Source organism: Oscillospiraceae bacterium, from assembly GCA_022483045.1.
Lineage (GTDB): Bacteria > Bacillota > Clostridia > Oscillospirales > Acutalibacteraceae > Caproicibacterium.
In genome coordinates, this window is record JAKVOA010000001.1 from 118,703 (window position 1) to 141,574 (window position 22,872).

The 22,872-nt window shown below is 49.5% G+C and carries 22 protein-coding genes; 18 read left to right on the forward strand and 4 right to left on the reverse strand.

What is annotated here, in order from left to right:
• The first annotated feature begins 230 nt into the window (after positions 1-230).
• From LKE53_00645 to LKE53_00655, 3 genes are read left to right on the forward strand one after another with little or no spacing between them, the layout of a single operon-like run.
• Positions 231-422, forward strand: a complete 192-nt coding sequence (locus tag LKE53_00645) for a spore coat associated protein CotJA (protein ID MCH3971273.1) — start codon at positions 231-233, stop codon at positions 420-422.
• Entirely contained in the window at positions 419-685 is a 267-nt protein-coding gene (locus LKE53_00650) for a spore coat protein CotJB (GenBank protein ID MCH3971274.1), read from the forward strand. The genes LKE53_00645 and LKE53_00650 overlap by 4 nt, the downstream gene beginning before the upstream one ends.
• The gene (locus LKE53_00655) at positions 685-1,287 is read left to right on the forward strand and encodes a manganese catalase family protein (protein MCH3971275.1); all 603 of its coding nucleotides are present in this window, start codon (positions 685-687) and stop codon (positions 1,285-1,287) included. The genes LKE53_00650 and LKE53_00655 overlap by 1 nt, the downstream gene beginning before the upstream one ends.
• Before the next feature lie 115 nt (positions 1,288-1,402).
• Here the strand turns inward: LKE53_00655 and LKE53_00660 are convergent, their stop codons facing one another.
• From LKE53_00660 to LKE53_00670, 3 genes are all read right to left on the reverse strand, one after another.
• Positions 1,403-2,374, reverse strand: coding sequence for a DUF1700 domain-containing protein (locus LKE53_00660; GenBank protein ID MCH3971276.1), 972 nt, complete (start codon positions 2,372-2,374; stop codon positions 1,403-1,405).
• Positions 2,367-2,681, reverse strand: coding sequence for a PadR family transcriptional regulator (locus LKE53_00665; GenBank protein MCH3971277.1), 315 nt, complete (start codon positions 2,679-2,681; stop codon positions 2,367-2,369). The genes LKE53_00660 and LKE53_00665 overlap by 8 nt, the downstream gene beginning before the upstream one ends.
• Before the next feature lie 209 nt (positions 2,682-2,890).
• Positions 2,891-4,291 carry a PLP-dependent aminotransferase family protein gene (locus LKE53_00670; GenBank protein MCH3971278.1) on the reverse strand — a complete coding sequence of 467 codons (1,401 nt, stop codon included), beginning with the start codon at positions 4,289-4,291 and terminating at the stop codon, positions 2,891-2,893.
• Between the two features lie 347 nt (positions 4,292-4,638).
• On the opposite strand from LKE53_00670, the gene LKE53_00675 reads away from it, so the two are divergent.
• From LKE53_00675 to LKE53_00700, 6 genes are read left to right on the forward strand one after another with little or no spacing between them, the layout of a single operon-like run.
• Positions 4,639-6,072 carry an APC family permease gene (locus tag LKE53_00675; GenBank protein MCH3971279.1) on the forward strand — a complete coding sequence of 478 codons (1,434 nt, stop codon included), beginning with the start codon at positions 4,639-4,641 and terminating at the stop codon, positions 6,070-6,072.
• A gap of 49 nt (positions 6,073-6,121) precedes the next feature.
• The gene (locus tag LKE53_00680) at positions 6,122-7,261 is read left to right on the forward strand and encodes a tyramine oxidase subunit B (GenBank protein MCH3971280.1); all 1,140 of its coding nucleotides are present in this window, start codon (positions 6,122-6,124) and stop codon (positions 7,259-7,261) included.
• Between the two features lie 41 nt (positions 7,262-7,302).
• Complete coding sequence (locus LKE53_00685; protein MCH3971281.1) at positions 7,303-7,626, forward strand: (2Fe-2S)-binding protein; 324 nt, start codon at positions 7,303-7,305, stop codon at positions 7,624-7,626.
• A complete protein-coding gene (locus LKE53_00690; GenBank protein ID MCH3971282.1) occupies positions 7,627-9,210 on the forward strand; it encodes an FAD-dependent oxidoreductase in 1,584 nt (527 codons plus the stop codon).
• Positions 9,207-9,536, forward strand: coding sequence for a (2Fe-2S)-binding protein (locus LKE53_00695; protein MCH3971283.1), 330 nt, complete (start codon positions 9,207-9,209; stop codon positions 9,534-9,536). The genes LKE53_00690 and LKE53_00695 overlap by 4 nt, the downstream gene beginning before the upstream one ends.
• Positions 9,536-10,666 (forward strand): FAD-binding oxidoreductase, encoded by a 1,131-nt coding sequence (locus LKE53_00700; protein MCH3971284.1) that lies wholly within the window; start codon positions 9,536-9,538, stop codon positions 10,664-10,666. The genes LKE53_00695 and LKE53_00700 overlap by 1 nt, the downstream gene beginning before the upstream one ends.
• A gap of 70 nt (positions 10,667-10,736) precedes the next feature.
• On the opposite strand, the gene LKE53_00705 is transcribed toward LKE53_00700, so the two are convergent.
• Entirely contained in the window at positions 10,737-11,981 is a 1,245-nt protein-coding gene (locus LKE53_00705) for a hypothetical protein (GenBank protein MCH3971285.1), read from the reverse strand.
• Between the two features lie 631 nt (positions 11,982-12,612).
• On the opposite strand from LKE53_00705, the gene LKE53_00710 reads away from it, so the two are divergent.
• From LKE53_00710 to LKE53_00750, 9 genes are all read left to right on the forward strand, one after another.
• Complete coding sequence (locus LKE53_00710) at positions 12,613-13,437, forward strand: ABC transporter permease (protein MCH3971286.1); 825 nt, start codon at positions 12,613-12,615, stop codon at positions 13,435-13,437.
• A gap of 21 nt (positions 13,438-13,458) precedes the next feature.
• Positions 13,459-14,505: an ABC transporter ATP-binding protein gene (locus LKE53_00715; GenBank protein ID MCH3971287.1), complete on the forward strand. Its 1,047-nt coding sequence runs from the start codon at positions 13,459-13,461 to the stop codon at positions 14,503-14,505.
• 42 nt (positions 14,506-14,547) lie between these two features.
• Positions 14,548-15,669, forward strand: coding sequence for an ABC transporter substrate-binding protein (locus LKE53_00720; protein ID MCH3971288.1), 1,122 nt, complete (start codon positions 14,548-14,550; stop codon positions 15,667-15,669).
• Between the two features lie 153 nt (positions 15,670-15,822).
• The gene (locus tag LKE53_00725) at positions 15,823-16,602 is read left to right on the forward strand and encodes an ABC transporter permease (protein ID MCH3971289.1); all 780 of its coding nucleotides are present in this window, start codon (positions 15,823-15,825) and stop codon (positions 16,600-16,602) included.
• A 34-nt stretch (positions 16,603-16,636) separates the two neighbouring features.
• Positions 16,637-18,349: an amidohydrolase family protein gene (locus tag LKE53_00730; protein MCH3971290.1), complete on the forward strand. Its 1,713-nt coding sequence runs from the start codon at positions 16,637-16,639 to the stop codon at positions 18,347-18,349.
• Positions 18,350-18,352: 3 nt separating this feature from the next.
• A complete protein-coding gene (locus tag LKE53_00735; protein ID MCH3971291.1) occupies positions 18,353-19,570 on the forward strand; it encodes a M20/M25/M40 family metallo-hydrolase in 1,218 nt (405 codons plus the stop codon).
• 38 nt (positions 19,571-19,608) lie between these two features.
• A complete protein-coding gene (locus LKE53_00740) occupies positions 19,609-20,391 on the forward strand; it encodes a TSUP family transporter (GenBank protein MCH3971292.1) in 783 nt (260 codons plus the stop codon).
• Positions 20,392-20,417: 26 nt separating this feature from the next.
• A complete protein-coding gene (locus tag LKE53_00745) occupies positions 20,418-21,629 on the forward strand; it encodes a peptidase dimerization domain-containing protein (GenBank protein ID MCH3971293.1) in 1,212 nt (403 codons plus the stop codon).
• Positions 21,626-22,744, forward strand: coding sequence for a threonine synthase (locus tag LKE53_00750; GenBank protein ID MCH3971294.1), 1,119 nt, complete (start codon positions 21,626-21,628; stop codon positions 22,742-22,744). The genes LKE53_00745 and LKE53_00750 overlap by 4 nt, the downstream gene beginning before the upstream one ends.
• Positions 22,745-22,872: the final 128 nt, after the last annotated feature.

Genomic DNA, 22,872 nt, shown 5'->3' on the forward strand with positions numbered 1-22,872 from the left:
ACAAGAATTTGGAAACCCTGCTTTTGTATAAATGAAGTTTATCACGGCCGGCTGCCGCTTATATGGAAAGAAAGCGAAAAGCAGGTGAAAAGACAGACAGTTTTTTGCTGTACGCTGGTTACAGATGACAGCTGTGCAGAAAGAACATCTCTGCCAAAGCGCTTTTTGTCACAGCCTTTGCCGGCGGCATAAGATAGAAGGGGCTTTCCCCAGAAAGGAGATTTTTTGCAATGGAAGAAATTATGTCTGGACAGTCCTGTGCCACCCAGCCGCTGCCGCCTATTCCCAAAGATACGGCTCTGGCAATGGCCTATGTACCGTTTCAGAAATTTGAAAATTTGTATCAGCCGGAAGAGGGGCTTGATTCCGGTACCCTGTTTCGCGATTTGCATAAACCGTTTTTAGGGGGCGCGAAAAAATGACAGAGCAGCAGCGCCTGATGCGTAAAATCTGTGCCGGCAGGTTTGCTATTTGGGAACTCAAAATTTTTTTAGATACTCATCCAGACAACTGCGATGCTGTAAAACGCCTGGAAGAGTACCAAAAACAGACGGCCGCGCTGATTGAGCAGTACGAAAAAGAGTATGGTCCCCTGAACCAGAGCGATGCTGCCACCAGCCGCTGGGCGTGGGTGCAGGAGCCATGGCCGTGGGAAACACAGGAACAAAAGGAGGCGAAAAGCTGATGTGGAACTATGAAAAGCGGCTGCAGTACCCCATCAACATCAAGAATCCGGATCCCAATATGGCGCGAATCGTGTTAGCACAATATGGCGGTCCCCACGGTGAATTGGGAGCTTCTCTGCGGTATATTTCACAGCGGTATGTAATGCCTTACCCGGAATTGAAAGCCATTCTTACGGATATCGGTACAGAAGAACTTGCACACCTTGAAATGGTCAGCGCCATTGTGTACCAGCTGACCCGTAACCTGACCCCCGAGCAGATTAAAGCCGGCGGATTTCAGGATTACTTTATCAACCATACGACCGGCATTTTCCCGACGGATGCTTCCGGCGTGCCGTTTAGCGCCCTGACCATTGACTCGGCGGGCGACCCAATTACCGACTTGCATGAAGATTTAGCTGCAGAACAAAAAGCACGTACAACCTACGACAACATTCTGCGCTATGCAGATGACCCGGATGTGCGTGACCCCATTAAGTTTTTGCGCCAGCGTGAAGTTGTGCACTACCAGCGCTTTGGTGAAGCCCTGCGCATTGCGACCGACCATTTGGACAGCAAAAATTTCTATGCGTTCAATCCGGCATTTGACCAGAAAAAATAGCCGTGCGTAAAGGGCCATGTCCCTAAAAAAGGACACTTCTGCTTGTCTTTCACAGCAGAGGTGCCCTTTTGTTTCTAAGTCGAATTGCTATAAATAAAGCGATATATGCAAAGACTCAGTTTACAGATGCTGCAAACTGAATGTTGATTTGTGCATTGTTAGTGACAGCGGACAGGTGCTTTGTCTGGCCTGCACAGGCCCAGTCGCTGGGCAGGGTGCTGCTTGCGTTGTTTGTATGACTGTGAATTTCATATTCTCGCAGGTCACCGTAGATGACTGCCTGCAGAGCGCCGTTGCTTGACTTCAAAGCAATATCATCTGAGACAATTTGGTTTGCCCGGACAGCACCGTTGCAGGTGCGCAGAGAGAGATGTGTAGGGAAGCGGCAGCTTTCTGCTTTAATGGGGGCATTGCTGCTTTTTGCGCTGCAGGTGCTGCCGCAGTTGTCCTGCAGATGAATGCGGCCATTGGAAGTACATACCTGCAGCGCGGTGCAGTGCGTGCGGCATACGCTGATGGAAGCATTGCTGCTTGTGAAGCTGGCGCTGCGGATATCCCGCAGGCCTTCGGCTTCAATTTTTCCGTTGCTGGTGTGTATGGTAAGGCCGGTAAATCCTGCGGGTACGCGTACAAGAATGCTGCGGGGCCCATGCAGCAGGTCACGCCAATGAAAGAGCCGGGGCTTTATCGTCTGTAAAAAACGGAAAACGCCGTTTTCTTCCGTAATGGTGAGTTCATCGCACTCCAAAGGAGTAAAAAGAACCTGCAGCGGACCATCGACTGCTTCCTGTACAGTAATGTGCAGGTTTTCCGCCTGTACCAGCACAGCGCTGACCAGCCCTTTTGGCGTATAGATTTTTTGCCCTGCGGCTGTGGGCTGCGGTGCGTCCTGCCTGGCTTCCGCGCAGATTTGAGCGGCAATTTCTTTTGGCGGGCCAAAGTCTTGAATGACGGCTTCTTCGGACTTTCCACTTTCGATTCCATCGCAAATCAATTCGCCGTAGTACTCCAAAATACGGCGGCGCTCTTCTTCACTTAAGCTGGTAAGGCCGAGGGCGAGTTCCTTTAAAAAAGTTTCTTTATTCATGTTCTGCTCCTTCCACAAAGGTGTAAATTTTCTTCATTTCGTCGGCTTCATTCAAAAAATCGCGGACTTTCTGCAGCCCGGGTTCTTCAATTCTGTAGTACTTGCGTGTGCGGCCGTTGTAGGCTTGCTGATAGGTAGAGACACAGCCGCTGGCCTCTAACCTGCGCAAAATCGGATACAAGGTTGACTCGGAAACGGCAATACATTCGGAAATATCATTGACAATGCGGTATCCGTACGACGGCCCGCGCTTTAAAACCGCCAGTACACAGACGTCGAGAACGCCTTTCTTTCTCTGTACATTCACGCTGTCACCTTCCTTAATACTGTGCATAACATAGTGTGTAATACATAGTATATATAAATCTTATGGTATGTCAAGTCCTTTTTGCAAAAAAAGTAACTAAAAAAAGGCCGCCCTGGTTGGCAGGGCAGCCAAAAAGCAGCGCAGAACAGCAAAGCATGATGAGCTGTAAAAAGTATGGAATTGGTTATAAGTGTGCGGCACAAATATTTTCAAGAAGCAAACCATGCACGAAAAAGCAGCCGCAGAGCCGGCTCAAAATCCTCCTGATGCACCCCGCCATAGCCGAGAATCAGCTGATGCTCTGATGCAGCAGAGGGGTCGCTCCAAAAAGGCTTGGTAGCGTACACGCCGACCCCCAGCGCTTTGGCACGCGAAACGAGTTCTTCCGAAGGCAGTGTCGTCTTTACGTTCACTAGAAGGTGCAGACCGGCATCTTTTCCGGAAATCTGAATTTTGTCGCCGAAAATCCGTCTGACAGTTTTTAAGAAAGCCGCTTGTTTTTCGGCGCAGCAGTGGCGCAGGCGGCGAATGTGCCGTTCCAGGCCGCCGCTGTTAATAAAGCGGGCCAGAGTCAGCTGATTTGCCAGTGGCACCTGGCACAGGTAAAAGCCGCAGACAGAAAGATAGCGCTGCAGCAGCTGCTGCGGCAGAACGAGGTAAGAAATGCGCAGTCCCGGCGACAAAACTTTCGAAAAAGTACCCATGTAAATAACACAGCCGCTGCGGTCAAAAGATTGCAGGGAAGGTACAGAATTGGAAAAATACCGCAGTTCACTGTCGTAATCGTCCTCAATCAGGTAAGCGTGGTTTTTTTCTGCCCAGTCGAGTGCGGCCATGCGCCTGTTTGCGGGCAGAACTGCGCCGGTCGGAAATTGATGGGACGGTGTCAGATACAGCAGACCGGCGCTGCAGCCGGTCAGCAGGTCTGTTTGCAAACCGTCATGGTCTGTTTTGAGTGGTATGACACGGAAGTGATTGGCAAGCAGCAGATCTTTGGCACCTGTGTAGCCGGGCTCTTCAATAGCAGCGGAACACTTGGCCGGGTCAAACAGCTTTAGCAGCAGCTCCAGATTCATCTGCACCCCACAGCTGATTATAACCTGTTCCGCCTGACAGTGAACACCGCGGGAACGGAAAAGATAGGCGGCAATTGCTTCCTGCAGCTGCGGCTCTCCGCGCCTGGCAGGGTAGGCCGCGTATTTTTGTGCGGCGATGTCATTCAGTACACTGCTGTACAGCTTTTTCCATGTTTTCAGAGGGAAAAAGCTTGGGTCAAGCAGTGGGTACCAGAAATCGTATAGCATAGGCTTTGCAGGTGGCAGAGAAGGAGATGCTTTTTCTTTTGGCGGTCTTGGATTGTCTGCCGCCACCGGGTCGATTGGCTCTACCTCAAACCCTGAGCAGGGGTGCGGCGTAATATATCCTTCAAGGACCAGCTGCTGATAGGAAAGATCTACCGTGTTGCGGCTGATGCCAAGATCTTTGGCGAGCTGCCGGGTTGCCGGCAGGCGGCTGTGTGCGGTATATCTTCCAGAAAGAATATCACTTTTAATGCAGGTGTATATCTGCAGGTAAAGGGGAGTCTTGCTGCTTTTATCAATGCAAATCATTAGACGTCACTTCCTTTTTTGGCTTTTTTCTATTGTAGCGCCCTGTACAGAGGAAATCAATTCTATAATTGGCACCTACAAAAATATTTAAATTGGATATTTCAATCATACCAGGGGCAGCGTATAATACAACTCAAATAAAGGCGCTGCTTTACAGCAAGTGCTTTTATCAAATCTATTTTTCCAAAATAAGACAGAGCGGTCTTGCCTTTTACGCAAAAGCGTTGGGGCAGTACCGCTCTTTTTTATTTACACAGGCCGGGCAATGACGCCGTTTCTGCTTTGCGCAGAAATGGCGTTTTCTTTTTGCCACAAACTGATTTGTCCTAATTGAAGGGGGAACCATCATGGAAAAATCGAAGTTTAAGAAAGTGCTGAATGAAAAGGACATCCTTGTGATTGCGTTTGGCGCCATGATTGGCTGGGCGTGGGTTGTCAGCACAGGCGACTGGATTAAAAATGCCGGCACCATCGGTACAATACTTGCGTTTCTTTTGGGCGGTATTATGGTCTACTTTGTCGGGCTGACCTATGCCGAGCTGACCCCGGCAATGCCGCAGTGCGGCGGTGAGCACGTCTTTAGTTACAAAGCACTTGGCCCGACTGCTTCGTTTATCTGTACCTGGGAGATTATCCTTGGCTATGCTTCTGTGGCAGCTTTTGAGGCGGTTGCTTTTCCCACAGTGCTGACGTGGCTGATTCCTAATTTTCTGCAGGGCTACATGTACACCATCGGCGGCTTTAAAGTATATGCCAGCTGGGTTGCAGTTGCGGTAGTTGTTGCGCTGCTGATTACGCTGCTCAACATTGTTGGTACGAAAACCGCGGCGGTTGTGCAGTCTGTTTTAACAGCGGTTATTGCTGCCGCAGGTATTCTGCTGGTGGTTGGTTCGCTGAAATCGGGCAATATTTCTCTTGTAAAGTCCACTGCATTTGCTTCACAGACCGGTTCTAAGTATTCAAATTTTGGCGGTATTTTGACCATTGCTGTAATGACTCCGTTTTACTTTGTTGGGTTTGATGTTATTCCGCAGGCTGCCGAGGAAGTAGATGTTCCTTACAAAAAACTTGGCAGAATCATGTTGCTTTCCATAGTCCTTGCACTGGTGTTTTATGCAGCGATTGTCTTTGCGGTTGGCTATGTGCTGCCGCTGAGCAAAATGTCTGAGGGCAGCTTGCCGTCTGCAGATGCCATTCAGCTGGCTTTTCACAGCAGCGCTATGGCAAAGGTGCTGATTATCGGCGGCATGTCCGGCATTATCACTTCCTGGAATTCTTTCCTCATCGGCGGCAGCCGCGCGGCCTACTCCATGGCCGAGTCAAAAATGCTGCCGGCGTGGTTTGGCAAGCTGCATAAGAAATACAAAACACCGGTCAATGCAATTTTGTTTATCGGCGCAATTACTGTCTTGGCACCGTTCTTTGGCCGCAAGATGCTGACCTGGATCGTTGATGCGGGCTCTTTGGCTGTGTGCATTGCGTACATGATGGTTGCACTTTCGTTTTTGGTGCTGCGCTATAAAGCACCGGAAATGAACCGCCCCTATAAAGTGAAACATGGCAAGCTGGTTGGCGTAATTGCTGTCGTCATGGCGAGCTTTTTCATTGTCCTTTATGTAGTTCCGCTGCCATTTGCAAGTTCTGCGCTGGTTTGGCAAGAATGGCTTTGGTTTGGTGTCTGGGCGGCATGCGGTGTATTCTTCTATTTCCACTGCAAGTCGGTGTACGGCGAAAAGTTTGCCTCTCATGTAGATGTAGAGCTGGATGCCAGTCTGATGTAAAAATTCAATATTTTGAGATTCTATTATGAAATAAAGGAGTATGACAAAAATGGATACCAATATTGATTTTCTGTACTTAGGCGAAGAAGATATGCTTAGGGCCGGCGTGACAGATATGAAAAGCTGCGTTGATACTATGCAGGATGTTTTCTCTTTAATGAGCAAAAATGACTATCGAATGGGTGGGCCAAGCGGCAACGATCATGGGATTAAGCTGGAGTTTCCTAAAACGTCTGACATTGCGGATATGCCGCTGGATGGTCCAGACCGGCGCTTCTTTGCCATGCCGGCGTATGTGGGCGGTCAGTTCCATATGTGCGGCATCAAGTGCTATGGCTCCAACCAGGAAAACCGTGCCACTGGGTTGCCGCGGTCGATTTTGATGCTGACACTTATGGACCCCGAAACCGGCGCGCCTAGGGCATATATGTCTGCAAATGTACTCAGCGCCATGCGCACAGGTGCAGTGCCCGGTTTGGGTGTGCGTCTGCTCTCTGCAAAGAATCCTAAAGTCGCTTCCATTATCGGCCCGGGTGTCATGGGAAAGACCGCTATTGACGCATTTGTCACCGAACAGCCGGGAATTGATACTCTGAAAGTGAAAGGCCGCAGTCAGCACGGAATCGACAGTTTCATCGATTTCTGCAAAAAGCGTTATCCAAGCATTCAGAAATACATTGTCTGTAAAGATTACGAGGAAGCCTGCCGAGACGCGGATCTTATCTGCTTTGGCACCAGTAATGCACCAAAATTTGAGGACAATCCCTATGTCAAGGGAGAGTGGCTGAAGCCCGGTGCCCTGCTCATCAGCACCTCTGCACTGCTGATGGATGGCGACTTCCTTGCTGACAAGTCAAAATGCAAGCTGGTCTCTGACAACTACAAGATGTATGCTGGCTGGGGCGCGGGCAAACCGTTTCCAACACAGAAAAGTGTGTCCACTTTAATCGGCATGCTGTTTTACGACCTTGTTACCGCCGGAAAACTGAAAGCAGAGGATATTACAGATATCGGCGATATTATCAATGGCTATAAAGAGGGCCGCACTTCAGAAGAACAAGTTATTGTTTATGCGGTTGGTGGTATGCCGACAGAGGATGTCGGCTGGGGCTGCCGCTGTCTGCAAAAAGCAAAGCAGCTTGGCGTCGGACAAAAACTGAACCTTTGGGAGCAGCCGGAGCTTGCCTGACAACCGGCGCGGCGAAATGGAAAAACAGGGGGTACAGCAAAGTGAAACGGATTACAGAACATCCGATTCTCGGGAAAATCGAAAAAGGGCGGGAAATTACATTCACCCTTGACGGGAAAACGCTGAAAGGCTACGAGGGAGAGCCAGTGGCGGCGGCGCTCAAAGCAAACGGCGTGATGATACACCGCTATACGGCAAAGCAGCACAAACCGCGCGGCATTTTCTGTGCGATTGGCCGCTGTACAGACTGTGTAATGGTGGTAGACGGAAAGCCTAATATTCGCACCTGCATTACACCGCTCAAAGAGGGCATGCGGGTACAGACCCAGTATGGCACAGCGGCAAAAAGCGGGGTGAAAGGATAAATGGAACGGTATGACCTGATTATTGTCGGCGCTGGTCCTGCCGGGCTGAGTGCCGCCGCAGAAGCCGCTAAGCGGGGCATGTCTGTCGCTGTATTTGATGAAAATGCCAAGCCCGGCGGACAGTTGTTTAAACAGATCCACAAATTTTTCGGTTCTAAAAAACATAAAGCAAAGGTGCGCGGCTATAAAATCGGCGAAGAACTGCTGGCCGAGATCGCGGGTGGCGCCGATGTAGCGCTGAATTCGCCAGTTGTGGGCATTTATCCCGAGAAAGAGGTCGTGGTCCGCCGCGGGGAAAAGATTGTGCACTACAAAGCGGACAGTATCATTGTCGCTACAGGGGCTTCGGAAAACATGGTTCCGTTTGATGGGTGGACTCTGCCGGGGGTAATCGGCGCAGGTGCCGCGCAGACCATGATGAATCTGCACGGAGTCAAGCCGGGCGAAAAGATTTTGATGCTTGGCAGCGGAAACGTCGGCCTTGTCGTCAGCTTTCAGCTTTTGCAGGCAGGGTGTGAAGTCGAGGCTTTGGTCGACGCTGCCCCGCGTATTGGCGGGTACGGCGTACATGCGGCAAAGGTTGCCCGCTGCGGTGTGCCTTTTTACTTATCCCATACCATTACAAAAGCAGAGGGCTCCGATTGTGTGACAGGTGCAGTAGTCAGTCAAGTGAATGAGCACTTTCAGCCAATTCCCGGCACTGAAAAGCATTTTGATGTGGACACCATTTGTGTTGCAGTCGGTCTTTCACCTATGTCGCAGCTGCTGATGATGGCGGGCTGCCGAATGACAGATGACCCCAAGCGCGGCGGGCAGGTGCCGGTCTGCGGAAAATACGGTGAAACGTCTGTTCCGGGCGTTTATGCGGCGGGCGATGTTTCTGGAATTGAAGAAGCAAGTTCTGCCATGATAGAGGGCCGTATGGCTGGCATTTGTGCGGCGCAGCACCTCGGTTTCTGTACAGATGAAGCAAAACAAAAGTCGCTTGAAGCGTTGGAAAGTGACCTTGACGACTTGCGGCAGGGGATGTTTGCCCCTAAAAACCGCGGTAAAAAAATTGAGAAAACAGACGAAGGCATTGCAATTTCCAGGACCCTTTTAACAAAGGGGCACATTACCGCGCAAGAAGCGGAGCGTTTTCCGGGTGTCGTGCATGAGGTCGGGGTCCATCCGGTTATGGAGTGTACACAGAATATTCCCTGCAATCCGTGTCAGGATGCGTGCCCAAAACACTGTATTAAAATTGGAAAGAATATTACGGCTTTGCCGCAGATAGACCCGGCCGTACAGTGCATTGGCTGCGGGATGTGTGTGGCTTCCTGTTCTGGACAAGCAATTTTTCTGCTGGATGAAACCTATGAAAAAGGCTTTGCTGCGGTTACTTTACCCTATGAGTTCCTGCCTCTGCCTGCAAAAGGCGCCTGCGGCAAAGCGCTGGACCGGGCGGGAGCGCCTGTGTGTGATGCCGAGGTGATCGGGGTTAAGACTTCACCGGCATTTGACCACACTGCCCTGCTGACAATCAAAGTCCCGCAGGAGAAAGAAATGGATGCCCGTTTCTTTAAGGAGGGTATTTCAAAATGATTTACGCCAATAACAGGTCAGCAGCGATTGGGCCGTTTGTGCCGGCAGCAGACGACAATTTGATTATCTGCCGCTGCGAAGAGGTAACCAAGGGCGAAATCCGCCAAGCGGTGCATGATGGAATGTATACCCTGCCTGAAGTGCGGCGCTACCTGCGCTGTGGAATGGGGCTGTGCCAGGGGCAGACCTGCGGTAAGCTGGTGAAAGGTATTATTGCGCGCGAGCTTGGCGTCAGACCTTCGGAGCTGGAGCCGGCCACAGGGCGCGCGCCGATGCGCCCGACAGAGATGAAAATTCTGGGCAGCGAAGAAGGAGGGGAAGACTGATGAATCAATCCTCTGATGTTGTCATTATCGGCAGCGGCATTGTCGGTAGCGCCACGGCCTATTACCTTGCAAAAAAGGGCGTTTCAGTAACGGTACTTGAGGCTTCGGACGCGATTGGCAACGGCGGTTCTTCCCGGAACGGCGGCGGTGTGCGTCAGTCCGGCAGGGATCCGCGCGAGCTGCCCCTTGTTATGTGGGGCATTCAAAATATCTGGCCGTCACTCGGCGAAGAGCTTGATACCAATGTGGAGTATACGCAGAAAGGAAACCTGCGCCTGGGCAAGACGGAAGCCCACCTAAAGTCTTTGCAGAATCTGACGGACCGTGCGGTTGCCTGCGGGCTGGATGTGCGTATGATCAGTGGGGACGAAGTCCGCCAAATCAATCCCTATCTTTCGCACGAAGTCATCGGTGCCAGTTGGTGCCCGACCGACGGCCACGCAAACCCGCTGACCACGACACTCGGATACTTTAAAACTGCGCGCCGGCTTGGGGCACAGTTCATTACCGGCGAACCGGTTTTGAAAATCAGAAAAGAAAAAGGCAAAGTACACGAAGTGGTTACTCCGGATGGCACTTTTACGTGCGGGAAAGTGCTTGCGGCGGCGGGTTATGATACACGTACGCTGACCGCGCCGCTGGGTGTTGATATCCCGATGCGAAAGAAAAAGTCCGAATGCCTTGTTACAGAGGCAGAACCGCCCCTGTTTGCGCAGATGCTCGGTACAGCCGAGGCCGATTTTTACGGTCATCAGACAAAGCATGGCTCTTTTGTTTTTGGCGGTTCTACCGGCCTTGAGCTTTACGGACCGGATGATGGACCAGCACAGGGTTCTACGAGTCTGTCTGCGCCGTGTACCTGCCGCGGCATTATGAAGTATTTCCCCGCACTTTCCGATGCGAAAATTGTACGCACATGGGCCGGCTGGACGGATGTATGTGCCGATGGCATTCCAGTTATCGGTCCGGCAGACGGCGTGCCCGGGCTGTACATTGCCTGCGGTTTTACCGGACATGGCTTTGGCATTGGGCCGGCTGCTGCCTACAGCATTGCTGAAATGATGACTTGCGGCACCCCGCCGGTCGATATGAGACCTTTTCGTTGTGCCCGCTTTAAAGCAAAGATTTAAGATTACCCTATATATAACAAGGCGGCCCCCCGGTACAGGATATCTGTACCGGGGGGCCGCCTTCATAAAGCTATGATTGGCAGATGTGTGCAACAATTTTTGACCAGGTCTTTTTCATGCTTTGAAACTGCCGGTTATGTTCCGGCACTTTTTCCGCGTAGTGCTGCATATCTTTGCGCAGATTTTCAAAGCCATAGTTGTTAAAGTAAGCGCAGATATAGGGCAGGGTCTGGTCTAGGTTTTCGAGAGAACTTTTCATGATGTCAGAAAAGTTTTTCGGCTGTGTCAGGTAGGTGTACAGTGGCTTGTAGCGTGCCCAGCCGATGCAGGCCTTGTAAAAGCGGGAGTTGGCCGCTTTTGAGTCATACATGGTTATCTTTTTCAGGGAAAGCGGCAGCACTCCTTTGAGCAGCGACCCGTAAAACGAGAAGCCGTCATGAAAGGTATATACAGGAATGCGTTTGACGTTGTAGCTGCCAAGGCAGGTGCTCAAGATGCTGTCTTCGCCGCGTGCGCCCGGCGGATTGTAAAAAGGCAGCACCCGCGCCGGGTCTGTCAGGTTGATGCCAAGGTTGCTACCGCTGATGAATTTGGCACCGGCGGCTTCCGGTACAAGCTCTGCCTGGTGCGTGCGCAAGACCTGCTTGTCGGCGTAGGTGACACCGCCGCAGCGAATCAGGCGGCTGACGTCCTGCCGCTTTAGGACATCACTGCTAAGGGCATCGGTAAACTGGTAAAAGATGTTTTCCGGCAGAATGCCGTCAAACTCGATAGCTGGAATCGGGGTTAAGTACCCGCAGTGGTAGCCGTAAGTGATATCGGAAAACTGCAGGTATTTCATGTGCTTTTCCAGTACATGCTGTCCGCTCCACAGGGTGGCCCCGTCCGACTCTGTTACGGCGAGCGGGTACTCGTCATCGTCCAAAAAAATGAGGCCGTCTACTTTTTCCCGCAGCGCTTCAAAAAGAATGATGTTTCGCTGTACGGCGTAGCCGGTACCAAAAGCCTGGTCAATCTCTTCTTTAGGAATGCCCGTTTCCTTTACCAAATGCTCCTTTTCGGTTTGGATATCCTCCGGGCCGATAAAGCGGCACTTATAAAACGGCTTGCGTTCCTCTGCAGTCAGGTTGTCAAAGTCGGCCCGTGTAGTGTTGCTGTAGGTGGGGTCATAGGCGACAAACAAAGAGATAAGCAGGTTGTGGTCAGAGAGAAAATGCGTTTCCTGCAGGTGATAAATATAGGAGCGCAAAACATTTTGAAACCCAATGCGGCCGGTTGCAAAGCCGATTGCCACATGAACTTGTCCGTTGATCATCTTTTTTCCTTCTTTCTGCTGCAGTGAATTAAAAAACAAAAAGCTGCTTTTCTATGTAAAATTCTTTACTATAATTATACAACGAGAAAGAAGAAAATGCAAAATATGGAAGAGCAGAACAGAAATCGCAGCAATTTTTCTGTTGTTTGTCTGCTGGAATGACCCACGAGAAGCAAAGGAATTTTTTGAACCGGCAGACATGAAAAAGGAGTGTCCCAAAACAATAGGGCTTTATTGCTTGACAGTGCAAAAACGGTGTGCTATAATCGACCCAACAAATTAAATATTTATGTGTGTAGTACCGTTTGGGAAGCGGATGTATTTTATGTATCCGATTAACAAGGGTGCTGCTCCAAAGGAACTTGTTTTTTCTGCGTATACGTGGAATAAAAAGTCGTTATGGAGAGTGGGAGCGTTTCTGTCGTTTAGAGATGCTGGTCCCTCTGTATAGCGGCTTTTCTTTGTCCCTCGGCTTTTTTTGCAAAAAGAATAATGGAACCAATTTTAAAAGACAAAGGCGTCATTCAAATGGCGCCTTTGCTTTTTTTGTACCCAAAAAATGTTAGATTAGATTTTATCAAAGAGTTTTAGAAATTAAATGAACATTAACCAAAGGAAAGGAATGATTCGTATGAAAACAAAAAAGTATGGCTATATTCTTTTGCTGCCGTGCTTTTTATTTCTGGTTGTTTTTTTAATTCTTCCACTATTTGCTATGCTGTTGTCTACGATCTTTAACCAGGGACAGTTTACGTTTAAGGGCTATTACAGTATGCTGAAAGATTCTTACTTCCAACAAGTCTTTTGGCGAAGCCTTAAGCTAAGCCTCATCAGTACAGTGGTTTGCGCGCTGTTAGGTTTTCCGGTTTCTTATTTTATCTCGAAACTGACACGAAGAAAAGGACTGTATATTGCGCTGGCCCTGTTTCCGCTAATGACCAGCCCCGTTGTACGCTCTTTCAGCTGGATGGTTATATTGGGGAAAAAAGGAATGATAAACACGGCGTTAATGTCTGCCAATATTATCAGCAGCCCGTTGAGCATGCTTTATAATGAATTTTCGATCGTTATGGGCTTTATCCAGCTAATGCTGCCAATGATGATTCTTTCACTGGTCGGCGTAATGGAAAATATAGACGACGACTTGATATGTGCTGCTGGCAGTTTGGGCGCATCACAAACTAAGGCTTTTTGGAAAGTGATCTTTCCACTAAGCAGCCCGGGGCTTATCAGTGGCAGCGTGCTTGTGTTTTGCGGATGCTTAACCGCATATACCACCCCGCAGCTGCTAGGCGGCTCTAAATCGCGGGTCTTGTCAACGCTCATTTATCAAAATGCAATGTCGCTGAATGATTGGGTGAGTGCCTCTATCGTTGCGGTCATTATGATTGTCGTTTCTGTTACAGTAACAGAGTGTATCAATAAACTTGCACAGAAAACAAGTTCTGTGTCATGAGTAGGAAAGGATGAATAAATGATGCCACTGCTGCATCTTGAGAACATTTCTGCCGGATATGGTGAAAATATTATTTTAAAGCATTTTCATTTGTCCGTGGAAAAGGGAAAGCTGGTCTCTTTGCTGGGGCCGTCTGGCTGTGGAAAGACGACGACACTTCGGCTGATTGGTGGCTTTTCAGAGCCGGTCGAGGGAAAAATTATGTTTGATGGCCATGACTATACAAAGCTTCCTGCACACAAAAGGAACTTTGGGTTTGTTTTTCAAAGCTACGCTCTTTTCCCTAATATGACTATTTTTGATAATGTGGCTTTTGGCCTAAAAATGAGAAAGATAGGTAAGGACGAAATCCAAAGAAGCGTTCCCAAAATACTGGAAACGGTAGACCTGAAGGGATATGAAAATCGTTTTCCAAAGGAACTTTCGGGCGGCCAGCGTCAGCGTGTGGCCCTAGCTAGGGCATTGGTGATACAACCTAGTCTTTTGCTGATGGACGAGCCTCTTTCCAATCTGGATGCAAAGTTGAGAATCAAAATGCGTGTGGAAATCCGCCGTATTCAACAGCAGCTTGGCATTACGACCATTTATGTTACGCATGATCAGGAAGAGTGCTTTGCTATTTCAGATGAAGTAGCTATTATGAATAAAGGCGTAATTGAGCAGATGGATTCGCCAGAAAACATTTATAAATATCCCAAAACAGAATTTATTGCACGCTTTGTAGGATTTGAAAATTTCTTTACGCTGACGAAAGCAGATATTCCGGGAAAATATCGCGCAGTGGACCAGTCGGTGTTTGCGGTGAAAGACGAAGCTGAAGGAACGCACTTTAAAGCATGTATTCGCCCGGAAGATGTAAAAATGCGGCCGGCAGATACATCTGGCGAGAATCTTGTAAAGGGTAAAATAAAAGTAGCTACCTACTTGGGTAAGCAGTACCAATATAATATTGAAACAAAGCTTGGCGGTTTGGTTGTGAAGTCAGAAGAAGAAAATCATAAAATCAATGAAAATGTAGCGCTTTCTATTCCGCCCGAAAAGATGATTCTAATCAAATCCAACGACTGATATCCCTTTTGGGGGTTCAGAAATATTTAGGAGGGCAAAACTATGAAAATCCGCAAAATAACCATGACGGCAACTGCAGCGCTGCTTGCAGCTGCAACACTGACGGCGTGCGGCGGCCAAGTAGCTTCTTCCGCTGCATCCGTCACCGCTGCGGGATCCGCCACTGCTTCTGCAAGTAAAAGCGGCGCGACCGAGACACTAGTCGTTTCAACCTGGGGCTTTAATTCTGACAAAGAAAAAGAAAATGTATATGAGCCTTTCGAGAAAAAGTACAACTGCAAGGTCGTGGTTGAAGAAGGCAACAACGGCGAGCGCCTTGCAAAATTGGAACAGAACCCTTCCGCTTATGATGTTGTAAACTTTGCCGATTATTATGCACTGCAGGCGATTCAGAAAGGCCTGATCGCAAAACTTGACAGAAGCAAATTAACCAACTTGGATAAAATTTACGACAAAGCAAAAACACCCAACGGCAGCGATTATGGACCTGCCTTTACCTTTAACCGAATGGGTATTATGTATGATAAGAAGACTGTGAAAACACCGATTACTTCATGGAAAGACTTGTGGCGCTCTGACCTAAAGGGCATGATTGCCATTCCCGACATCAGCACTACCACCGGCCCCATGATGCTGAATATCGCAGCCAATCAGCTTGGCAGCAAGCTCTCTGTTGATAATACAGACAAGGTTTTCAGCAAGCTGAAAGAAATGGCTCCCAATGTTGTAAAGTATTATTCTAAATCTTCCGATGTTGTTAACATGTTTAACCAGGGCGAAGTTTCGGTTGCTGTACTGCAGGACTTTTCTTCTGCAACGATTCGCAAGGCTTCCAGTGATTTTGTTTGGGTAGACCCCTCTGAGGGCACATGGGGATGTTGCAATGTTTCCAACATCTCTTCTGGAAGCAAACACAAAGAATTGGCACAAAAGTACATTGACTTTTTACTTGACAAAGATGTGCAGAAAAATGAAGCAGCCGGTACGGGCAATGCACCGGTGCGCTCGGATGTAAAGCTGACAGCACAGGAAAGCCAGTCGATGACTTATGGTCAGAAGCAGGTTGATTCCATTCAGTACCCGGATTGGAACCTGTACATGAAAAACAGCAAAACATGGACAGACCTTTGGAACAAAGATTTAAATACCGAGAGCGGGAAATAATCTGCCAGGTGCCCTAAAAGCTCTTTGCTGTTTTCGCTGCAGAGATATGTGCTGCAAAAGGCATAGGGCAATATAACGGATAGACTTAAAAATCGGCTGGTAATCTTTTTGCCAGCCGATTTTTAAGATGATGCCCATAAGGAGGCCGTAAAATTGAAACACAATTATTTTGTTAGTATTATTACCGCGCTGGTTTATATTTTTCTGATTGGTCCGCTGTTTATCATTGCGGGCGCTTCTTTTGGCACAGAGGAATATCTGCAATTCCCGCCCAAAGGTTTTACACTACACTGGTTCCAAAATATTTTAGAGGTTGGCAACTTTCTGCCTGCTTGTGCGGTCAGCATCGAGATAGCCATTTTGGCAACAGTGATTGCACTGCTTATCGGTGTGCCGTCTGCTTATGCATTTAGCCGCTTTTCATTTCCGGGCAAGAAAGTAATGAATATTATTTTTCAGTCGCCGATTCTGGTTCCGGGCATTGTAATGGGCTTTATTCTCATGCGCTATATCATTGTACAGTTTAATCTTCCGGTCCTTTTAAGTCTGCTTGTCGGCCATACGTTGCTTGTTATTCCCTATGTTATGCGCAACGTCTGCGCCAGCTTAAGTAATTTTGACCCCTCTGTAGAAGAGGCGGCAATGAGCCTGGGGGCAAACCGCGCTGTTGTGATTTGCAGAATAGTCCTTCCAAATATCAAGTCCGGCATACTGGCGGCGTGCATCCTTTCAATTGTAAATTCCTTTAACAATGTCCCACTTTCTGTTTTTCTTTCCGGGCCTGGCGTGACGACACTGCCGATTTCTATGCTCAACTATGTCGAGTATCACTTTGATCCGACCGTTGCGGCGCTGTCTACAGTTTTAATGCTTGTCACGGTTGTCATTATGTTGATTGTAGATAAAACGCTGGGCTTGAAGTCGATTGCCTGATGTAAAAGCCGGCCCAAAAAGGAGTGTAAAGTGGATGCTGCAGGCTGACCTGTTGATAAAAAATGTGAAAGTCTTTAACAGTGCCTTTAAGCACTTTTATGACAGCGCTGTTGCCGTGCGTGCGGGGCGCATTTTATATGTAGGTACACAGGCACTGAATCAAATAGAAGCGAAAGCCACAGTCGACGGTGGCGGCCAGTATCTGGTGCCGGGTCTGATTGACATACATTTACATATTGAAAGCTCTATGATTACCCCGCCTGCATTTTCTGAGATGCTGCTGCGAAATGGTGTAACCACCTGTGTGGCGGAGCCGCATGAAATTGCGAATGTTTTTGGCATGGATGGTGTTTTGTCTTTCCTCGCCCTTTCTCAAAAATGTGCCGCAGATATTTTTTACGGAATACCCAGTTCTGTGCCCTCTACAGCTCTGGAAACCAGTGGCGGAACAATCGGAACAGAGGATTTGCACCGATTGCTTCAGGACCCGCGGGTGCTTTGTCTAGGAGAGGTTATGGACTGCCGCACTCTGGTACAGTATCCGGATTCCCACATTGCCCAAATGGTAGCCGCTATGCAGCGAGAACGCAATATGCCAATTATTGAGGGTCACTGCCCGCGCTTCAGGGGACTTGCGCTTGCTCGCATCCTGTTTTGCGGGGTGGATTCTGACCATACAGAACAGACACCGCAGGGCATGCGGGAGCGTATTGCAAACGGCATGTTCGTCGAGATTCAAGAAAAGTCGCTTACACAGGAAATCATTGATTTTTGCGTAAAAAATCCGGTGGGCGGGCATTTCTGCTTTGTTACAGACGACGTTATGGCGGACCAACTGCAGAAAGGGCATCTTAATCGGCTGGTGCGGAAAGCAATCGCGTTGGGTATGCCGCCGGAAGATGCCATTTACGCCGCCAGTGCCTCGCCTGCCGCCCGTATGAATCTGCGCGACCGTGGTTCAGTGGCACCCGGAAAACTTGCAGATTTTCTTTTGCTGGATGATTTGCGGCAGTTTCGAGTGAAACAGGTGTACAAGCGTGGTGTGCTTGTAAAAGAAAACAAAAAGGAAAATAAAGCTGCTGGTCACTTCTTTCCGGAAAGATTTTATCACAGCGTACACCTGCCTCTGCGCACAGAAAAGGATTTTCTTGTGTTCACACCCCCAGGAAGCCAAGCAGTACACTGCCGCGTCATAGCCGTGCAGCCGGGAACTACTTTTACAGAAGAACAGATTGTGCGGCTGCCTGCAACACAGGGCCGCCTAAACTGGAAAAGTAATTCTCAGCTCTGCTTAGGTACAGTGTTTGAGCGCCACCACGGCAGCGGCCGTGTTGGTATGGGGCTGTTGACCGGCAGCTGCCTGCACGCCGGGGCAGCGGCAACTAGTTACGCGCATGACCATCATAACCTTTTTGTTGTCGGCAGAGATGAGCGGGACATGGCTCTCGCCGCCAATATGGTTATTAAAAACGGCGGGGGGATCTGTGTCGTCAGGGATGGGAAGGTACTGGAGCTTGTTCCGTTGGCAGTGGGCGGTATCCTTTCAGAGGAGCCGGCTGAGCAAGTCGGCAGGAAGGTGGCCTGTGCCACAGCGGCTTTGCGCGCTTTGGGCTGGCAGCATGAAAATCCGATTATGTCTTTGTGTACGGTGAGTCTACCTGTCAGCCCAGCACTTAAATTGACAGACCGCGGATTGGTGGATGTACAGGGCGGGCATATTGTGCCCCTGTTTTTGGAAGAGGAATAACAAATGATTGAACATGAAATAGCAAAGCGGTGCCGCGTACTGTTGACCGCGCCTGCCGTACAAAAGACATTAAAGCAGCTGCAGGCTTGGGATGAGAATACCTTACAGGAACAAATTGAAATTTGCGAAATTACTGCCGCTCCGTTTCATGAACAGCAGCGTGCGGATTTTTTTCTTGGTAAGCTGCAGCAAATCGGTTTGCAGGAGATCCATAAAGATTCCGCAGGCAATGTCCTGGGCAGCAGTGCCTGCGGAAATGATGGGAAATTGCTGATTGCGGCGCATTTGGATACCGTCTTTGCCCAGGGAACCGATACCAGAGTAAAAAGAGCCGAGGGCCGGCTGCACGCTCCGGGTTTGGTAGATGATTCGCGCGGGTTAGCAGAGGTACTAGCGGTCGCTCGTGCATTGCAGTACAGCGGAATCAAGACATGGCGCAAAGTCGTTTTTTGCGGGGATGTGGGCGAAGAGGGAACAGGCAACCTGCGCGGTGTACGGCATATTTTTCAGCATACAAAAGGAATCTCCGGTTTTGTTTCACTGGATGGCTTTATGGACCCTGCTGCTATTACTTATCTGGGCATGGGCAGCAAGCGGTACGAGGCTACCTATACGGGCCCGGGTGGGCACAGCCTGTACAATTTTGGCAGGCCCAGCGCAGTGCACGCCGCTGGGCGCGCAATCGCAAAAATCGCCGAGCTGCCTTCTCTGCCCGGCACAACCTTTACGGTGGGCACGGTAAAAGGCGGCTCTGCGGTGAACGCTATTGCGGCAAAAGCCGGCATGCAGATTGACCTGCGCGGAGAGAATCCGCAGAATTTGAGCAAACTTGAGCAGGCAGTACAGAAATGCCTAAAAAGTGCCGCGCAGGACGAAAATAGCCGCTGGAAGAGCAAGTCAATTCAACTGAAAGTAGAAGAAATTGGGAGCCGGCCGTGTGGTGTACAACCGGCTGATGCTGATATTGTTGTGGCTGCTGCATGCGCGACAAAAGCGGTCGGCCTGACGCCGCGTCTGGAGCCCCCAAGCAGCACGGACAGCAACATTCCCATTTGTTTAGGAATTCCTGCGGTAACATTAGACTGTGGGGGGAAAGCTGGCGGTACACATTCTTTTTCAGAGTGGTTTTTGCCGCGGCAGTCTTTCCTTGGGCCGCAACGCGCTTTTTTGCTGGTGCTGCTGTTGTCTGGCGCTGAGGGGATTATCCCGCCGCTGCTCTGATTTGCCTTTTAACTTAACAGAATGGGAGGAAACCGCCTGTGCATTTTTCCGCAGAGACTTATCTGATCCTTTGTCCCATGCTCTTTTTGGCTGCTTTTGTAGATTCATCTGCTGGGGGCGGCGGCCTTATCTCTATTCCGGCGTATTTATTTGTTGGTGTTCCTATCCATTTTACATACGGCACTAATAAATTTACGTCTGGCATGGCTGCGCTGCTTTCGTCTTCTCAGTATATTCGCCATGGAAAAGTACCGGGTAACGCCACTGCGGTATCAGCGGCGGGTGCGCTGGTCGGCGCGGTCGCCGGGGCTAGGCTGGCATTGTTTTTAAGTGACTATGTATTGCGCGTTATTTTAATCTTTGTGCTTCCGGCAGCGGCTGTGTTTATGCTGCTAAATAAAAACAGCCTTAAAGCTTCAAATAAAAATGACGGTCTGCCCGATAAGAAGCTCTACCCGCGCGCGCTTCTCATCGGTTTGCTCTTGGGTATGTATGATGGTTTCTTTGGTCCGGGAACAGGTACGTTTTTAATTCTTGCCATGACAGCTCTTCTTGGCTACGATCTGATTACGGCCTGCAGCAGCGCGAGGGTGGTCAATCTGGTTTCTAATCTTGCGTCACTTTTTACTTTTATAGCGGGTGGAAAAGTGCTGTGGCAACTTGCAGTACCGGGTGCCTGCTGCTCAGTCGTTGGCGGTTATTTCGGTTCAAAATGTACACTGAAATATGGCTCTAAATTTGTTCGGCCCATCATCTTTATTGTCATTTTTCTGCTTCTTATCAAAATGATTGTCGGATTTGTACAGGGATCCTCTCTATGATTCAAAAGGACTGGAGGTTGTCAGACATGGATGCTAAAATGGTACATATGCTTTGTGAATCTGTGGAGGCACAGGCAAAAGAGCTGCGGGAGGCTTCTCACAGCATTTGGGCGCATCCGGAAACGGGCTATCAAGAGACATATGCATCGGCTCTGTTGTGCAAGCTGCTAAAAGGCAGAGGGTTTGCTGTAGAAACGGGCCTTGCCGGAATGAGCACTGCCTTTTGCGCGAAAAAAGGAGAAGGTCCGTTCCATATTCTATTTGTCGCCGAGTATGATGCCCTACCGCGGCTTGGGCACGCGTGCGGGCACAACCTTTTTTGCTGCTCTGCGGTTGGCGCTGCCGCCTCACTTTCACAGTGGCTGACAGCCAGCGGCATCAAGGCATCTGTAACAGTTGTGGGCAGCCCAGCGGAGGAAGGCGGCTGCGTTGAAAACGGCAGTGGAAAAGTACCGCTTGTTGCATCCGGTCTGTTTGACCATGCTGACCTAGCTATGATTGCGCATGCGGATGGAACAAATGTGATTGAGCGGCGGCTGTGTGCCGGCGCAAACTTGGAAGTCCATTTTACGGGGCGCGCGGCCCATGCGGGTGGTGCACCGGAAAAAGGAATCAATGCACTGACAGCCGGTATGCTGACGGTGAATAATCTAAATGCACTGCGACAGCAGTTTCTGCCGGGCATGACAGCAAACCCGGTTATCACAGACAGCGCAGCGCTGCCGGGTACGATTCCGGACGATTGCCATATGAAAATCAATGTACGCGCTTCCTCTAAAAAAGACTTAACTGGTCTGCTGCAAAAGGCAAAAGACTGCTGTAATGCGGCAGCGCTTGTTACCGGATGCAACTGCACAATGCACCTGTGCAGCTTTCCAACGGAAGATATGGCTCCAAACCACGCAATAGGGATGGTTTGGAAAGAGGCGCTTGAGCAGATGCATATCTCTGCAGTACAGGCGGATTCTCAGCATTACTGCTGGGATATGGGAAATGTCAGTCATGTCTGCCCGTCTCTTGGCGCATACATGAAAATCGGCCCTGCTGACCTAGTCGGCCATACACCGGAATTTCGCATGGCCGCGGATTCATCACAGGCATATGAAGCTATGCTGAACGCGGCAAAAGCCATGGCAATGACGGCAGCCTCATACATCGTAAATGCTGCCTTCCGGGATGCGGTTAAAAAAGAATTTGCAGCTTTAAAACAGGGAACCGGGGAAAAGGAGCAGATATGAATTTTGTATGTACCAAATGCGGAAAGCGCGTACCTGTCTCTACGCGCATGCCAAATTGCGCGTGCGGCGGACTTTGGCAGTTGGAATTCACGCCGCCGGCTTTCACAGAAAGGGAAATCGACAAAGACTTGTGGGGCATGTTTCGCTATCACAACTTCATGGCGTTGGAAGATGACAGCTGGAAAGGCATAACGCTTGGAGAAGGTATGACGCCGATTATTCATTTTAATGACGATGTTTTGCTGAAAATGGATTATTTTATGCCGACGCTGTCTTTTAAAGACAGAGGAGCGGCGGCCCTCATTTCGCACTGCAAATCCATTGGCGTCCAAAAAGTTATTCAGGACAGCAGCGGCAACGCTGGCAATAGCGTGGCTGCCTATTGCGCAAGAGCGGGCATTACCTGTGAAATCTTTGTGCCACAGGGTACGTCACCGCAAAAAATAGGTATGATAAAGGCATACGGCGCAGAGGTAACCGTGGTGTCGGGCAACCGTGACCACTGCGCAGATGTCTGCCGGGAAAAGGTGAAAAAAGAGGGCGCTTATTATGCCAGCCATGTCTACAATCCGTTTTTCTATGAGGGGACAAAAACCTATATTTATGAAGTCTTTGAGCAACTGCACCGCATTCCGGAAAATTTGGTGGTGCCTGTCGGCAACGGTACCCTGTATCTCGGTATTTTTAAAGGACTGGAGGAATTGTACAGAAGCGGTGCCATTAGCCACATGCCGCAGGTAATCGCTCTGCAAAGCGAGTGCTGTGACCCACTGCTGCAAGCAGCTGCCCATAAAGAGAAAAAACCCCGCCAAGTGACCCCGCTGCCGACAATGGCAGAGGGAATCGCTATCGGCAGGCCAATGCGCGGCGAAGAAATTCTGCGGTATGCCGAAAAATACGATGTGCGCTTTGTGCATGCACCCGAAGACAGTATTTTAAAGGCACGGACAGAGCTGGCTTTGCAGGGGATTGACTGCGAATACACGACAGCAGCAAACTATGCGGCTTATAAACACTACTGTGCGCTGTATGGGAAAACACACGACTGCCTGATTACCATGTGTGGTGCGGGATTAAAATCTGGCTGTGCAGCGGGTGGCAGCGGCCTTGCCTGAATTTTCGCGAAACAGATTTTTGAAATTTCTGTGAAAAGGGGAAGAATGCTTGACAACTGTTTGCGTTGCAAGTATACTAAAACAAACTTATTTTTGAAATAAGCAAAAGGGAATGTACCATTTATGGT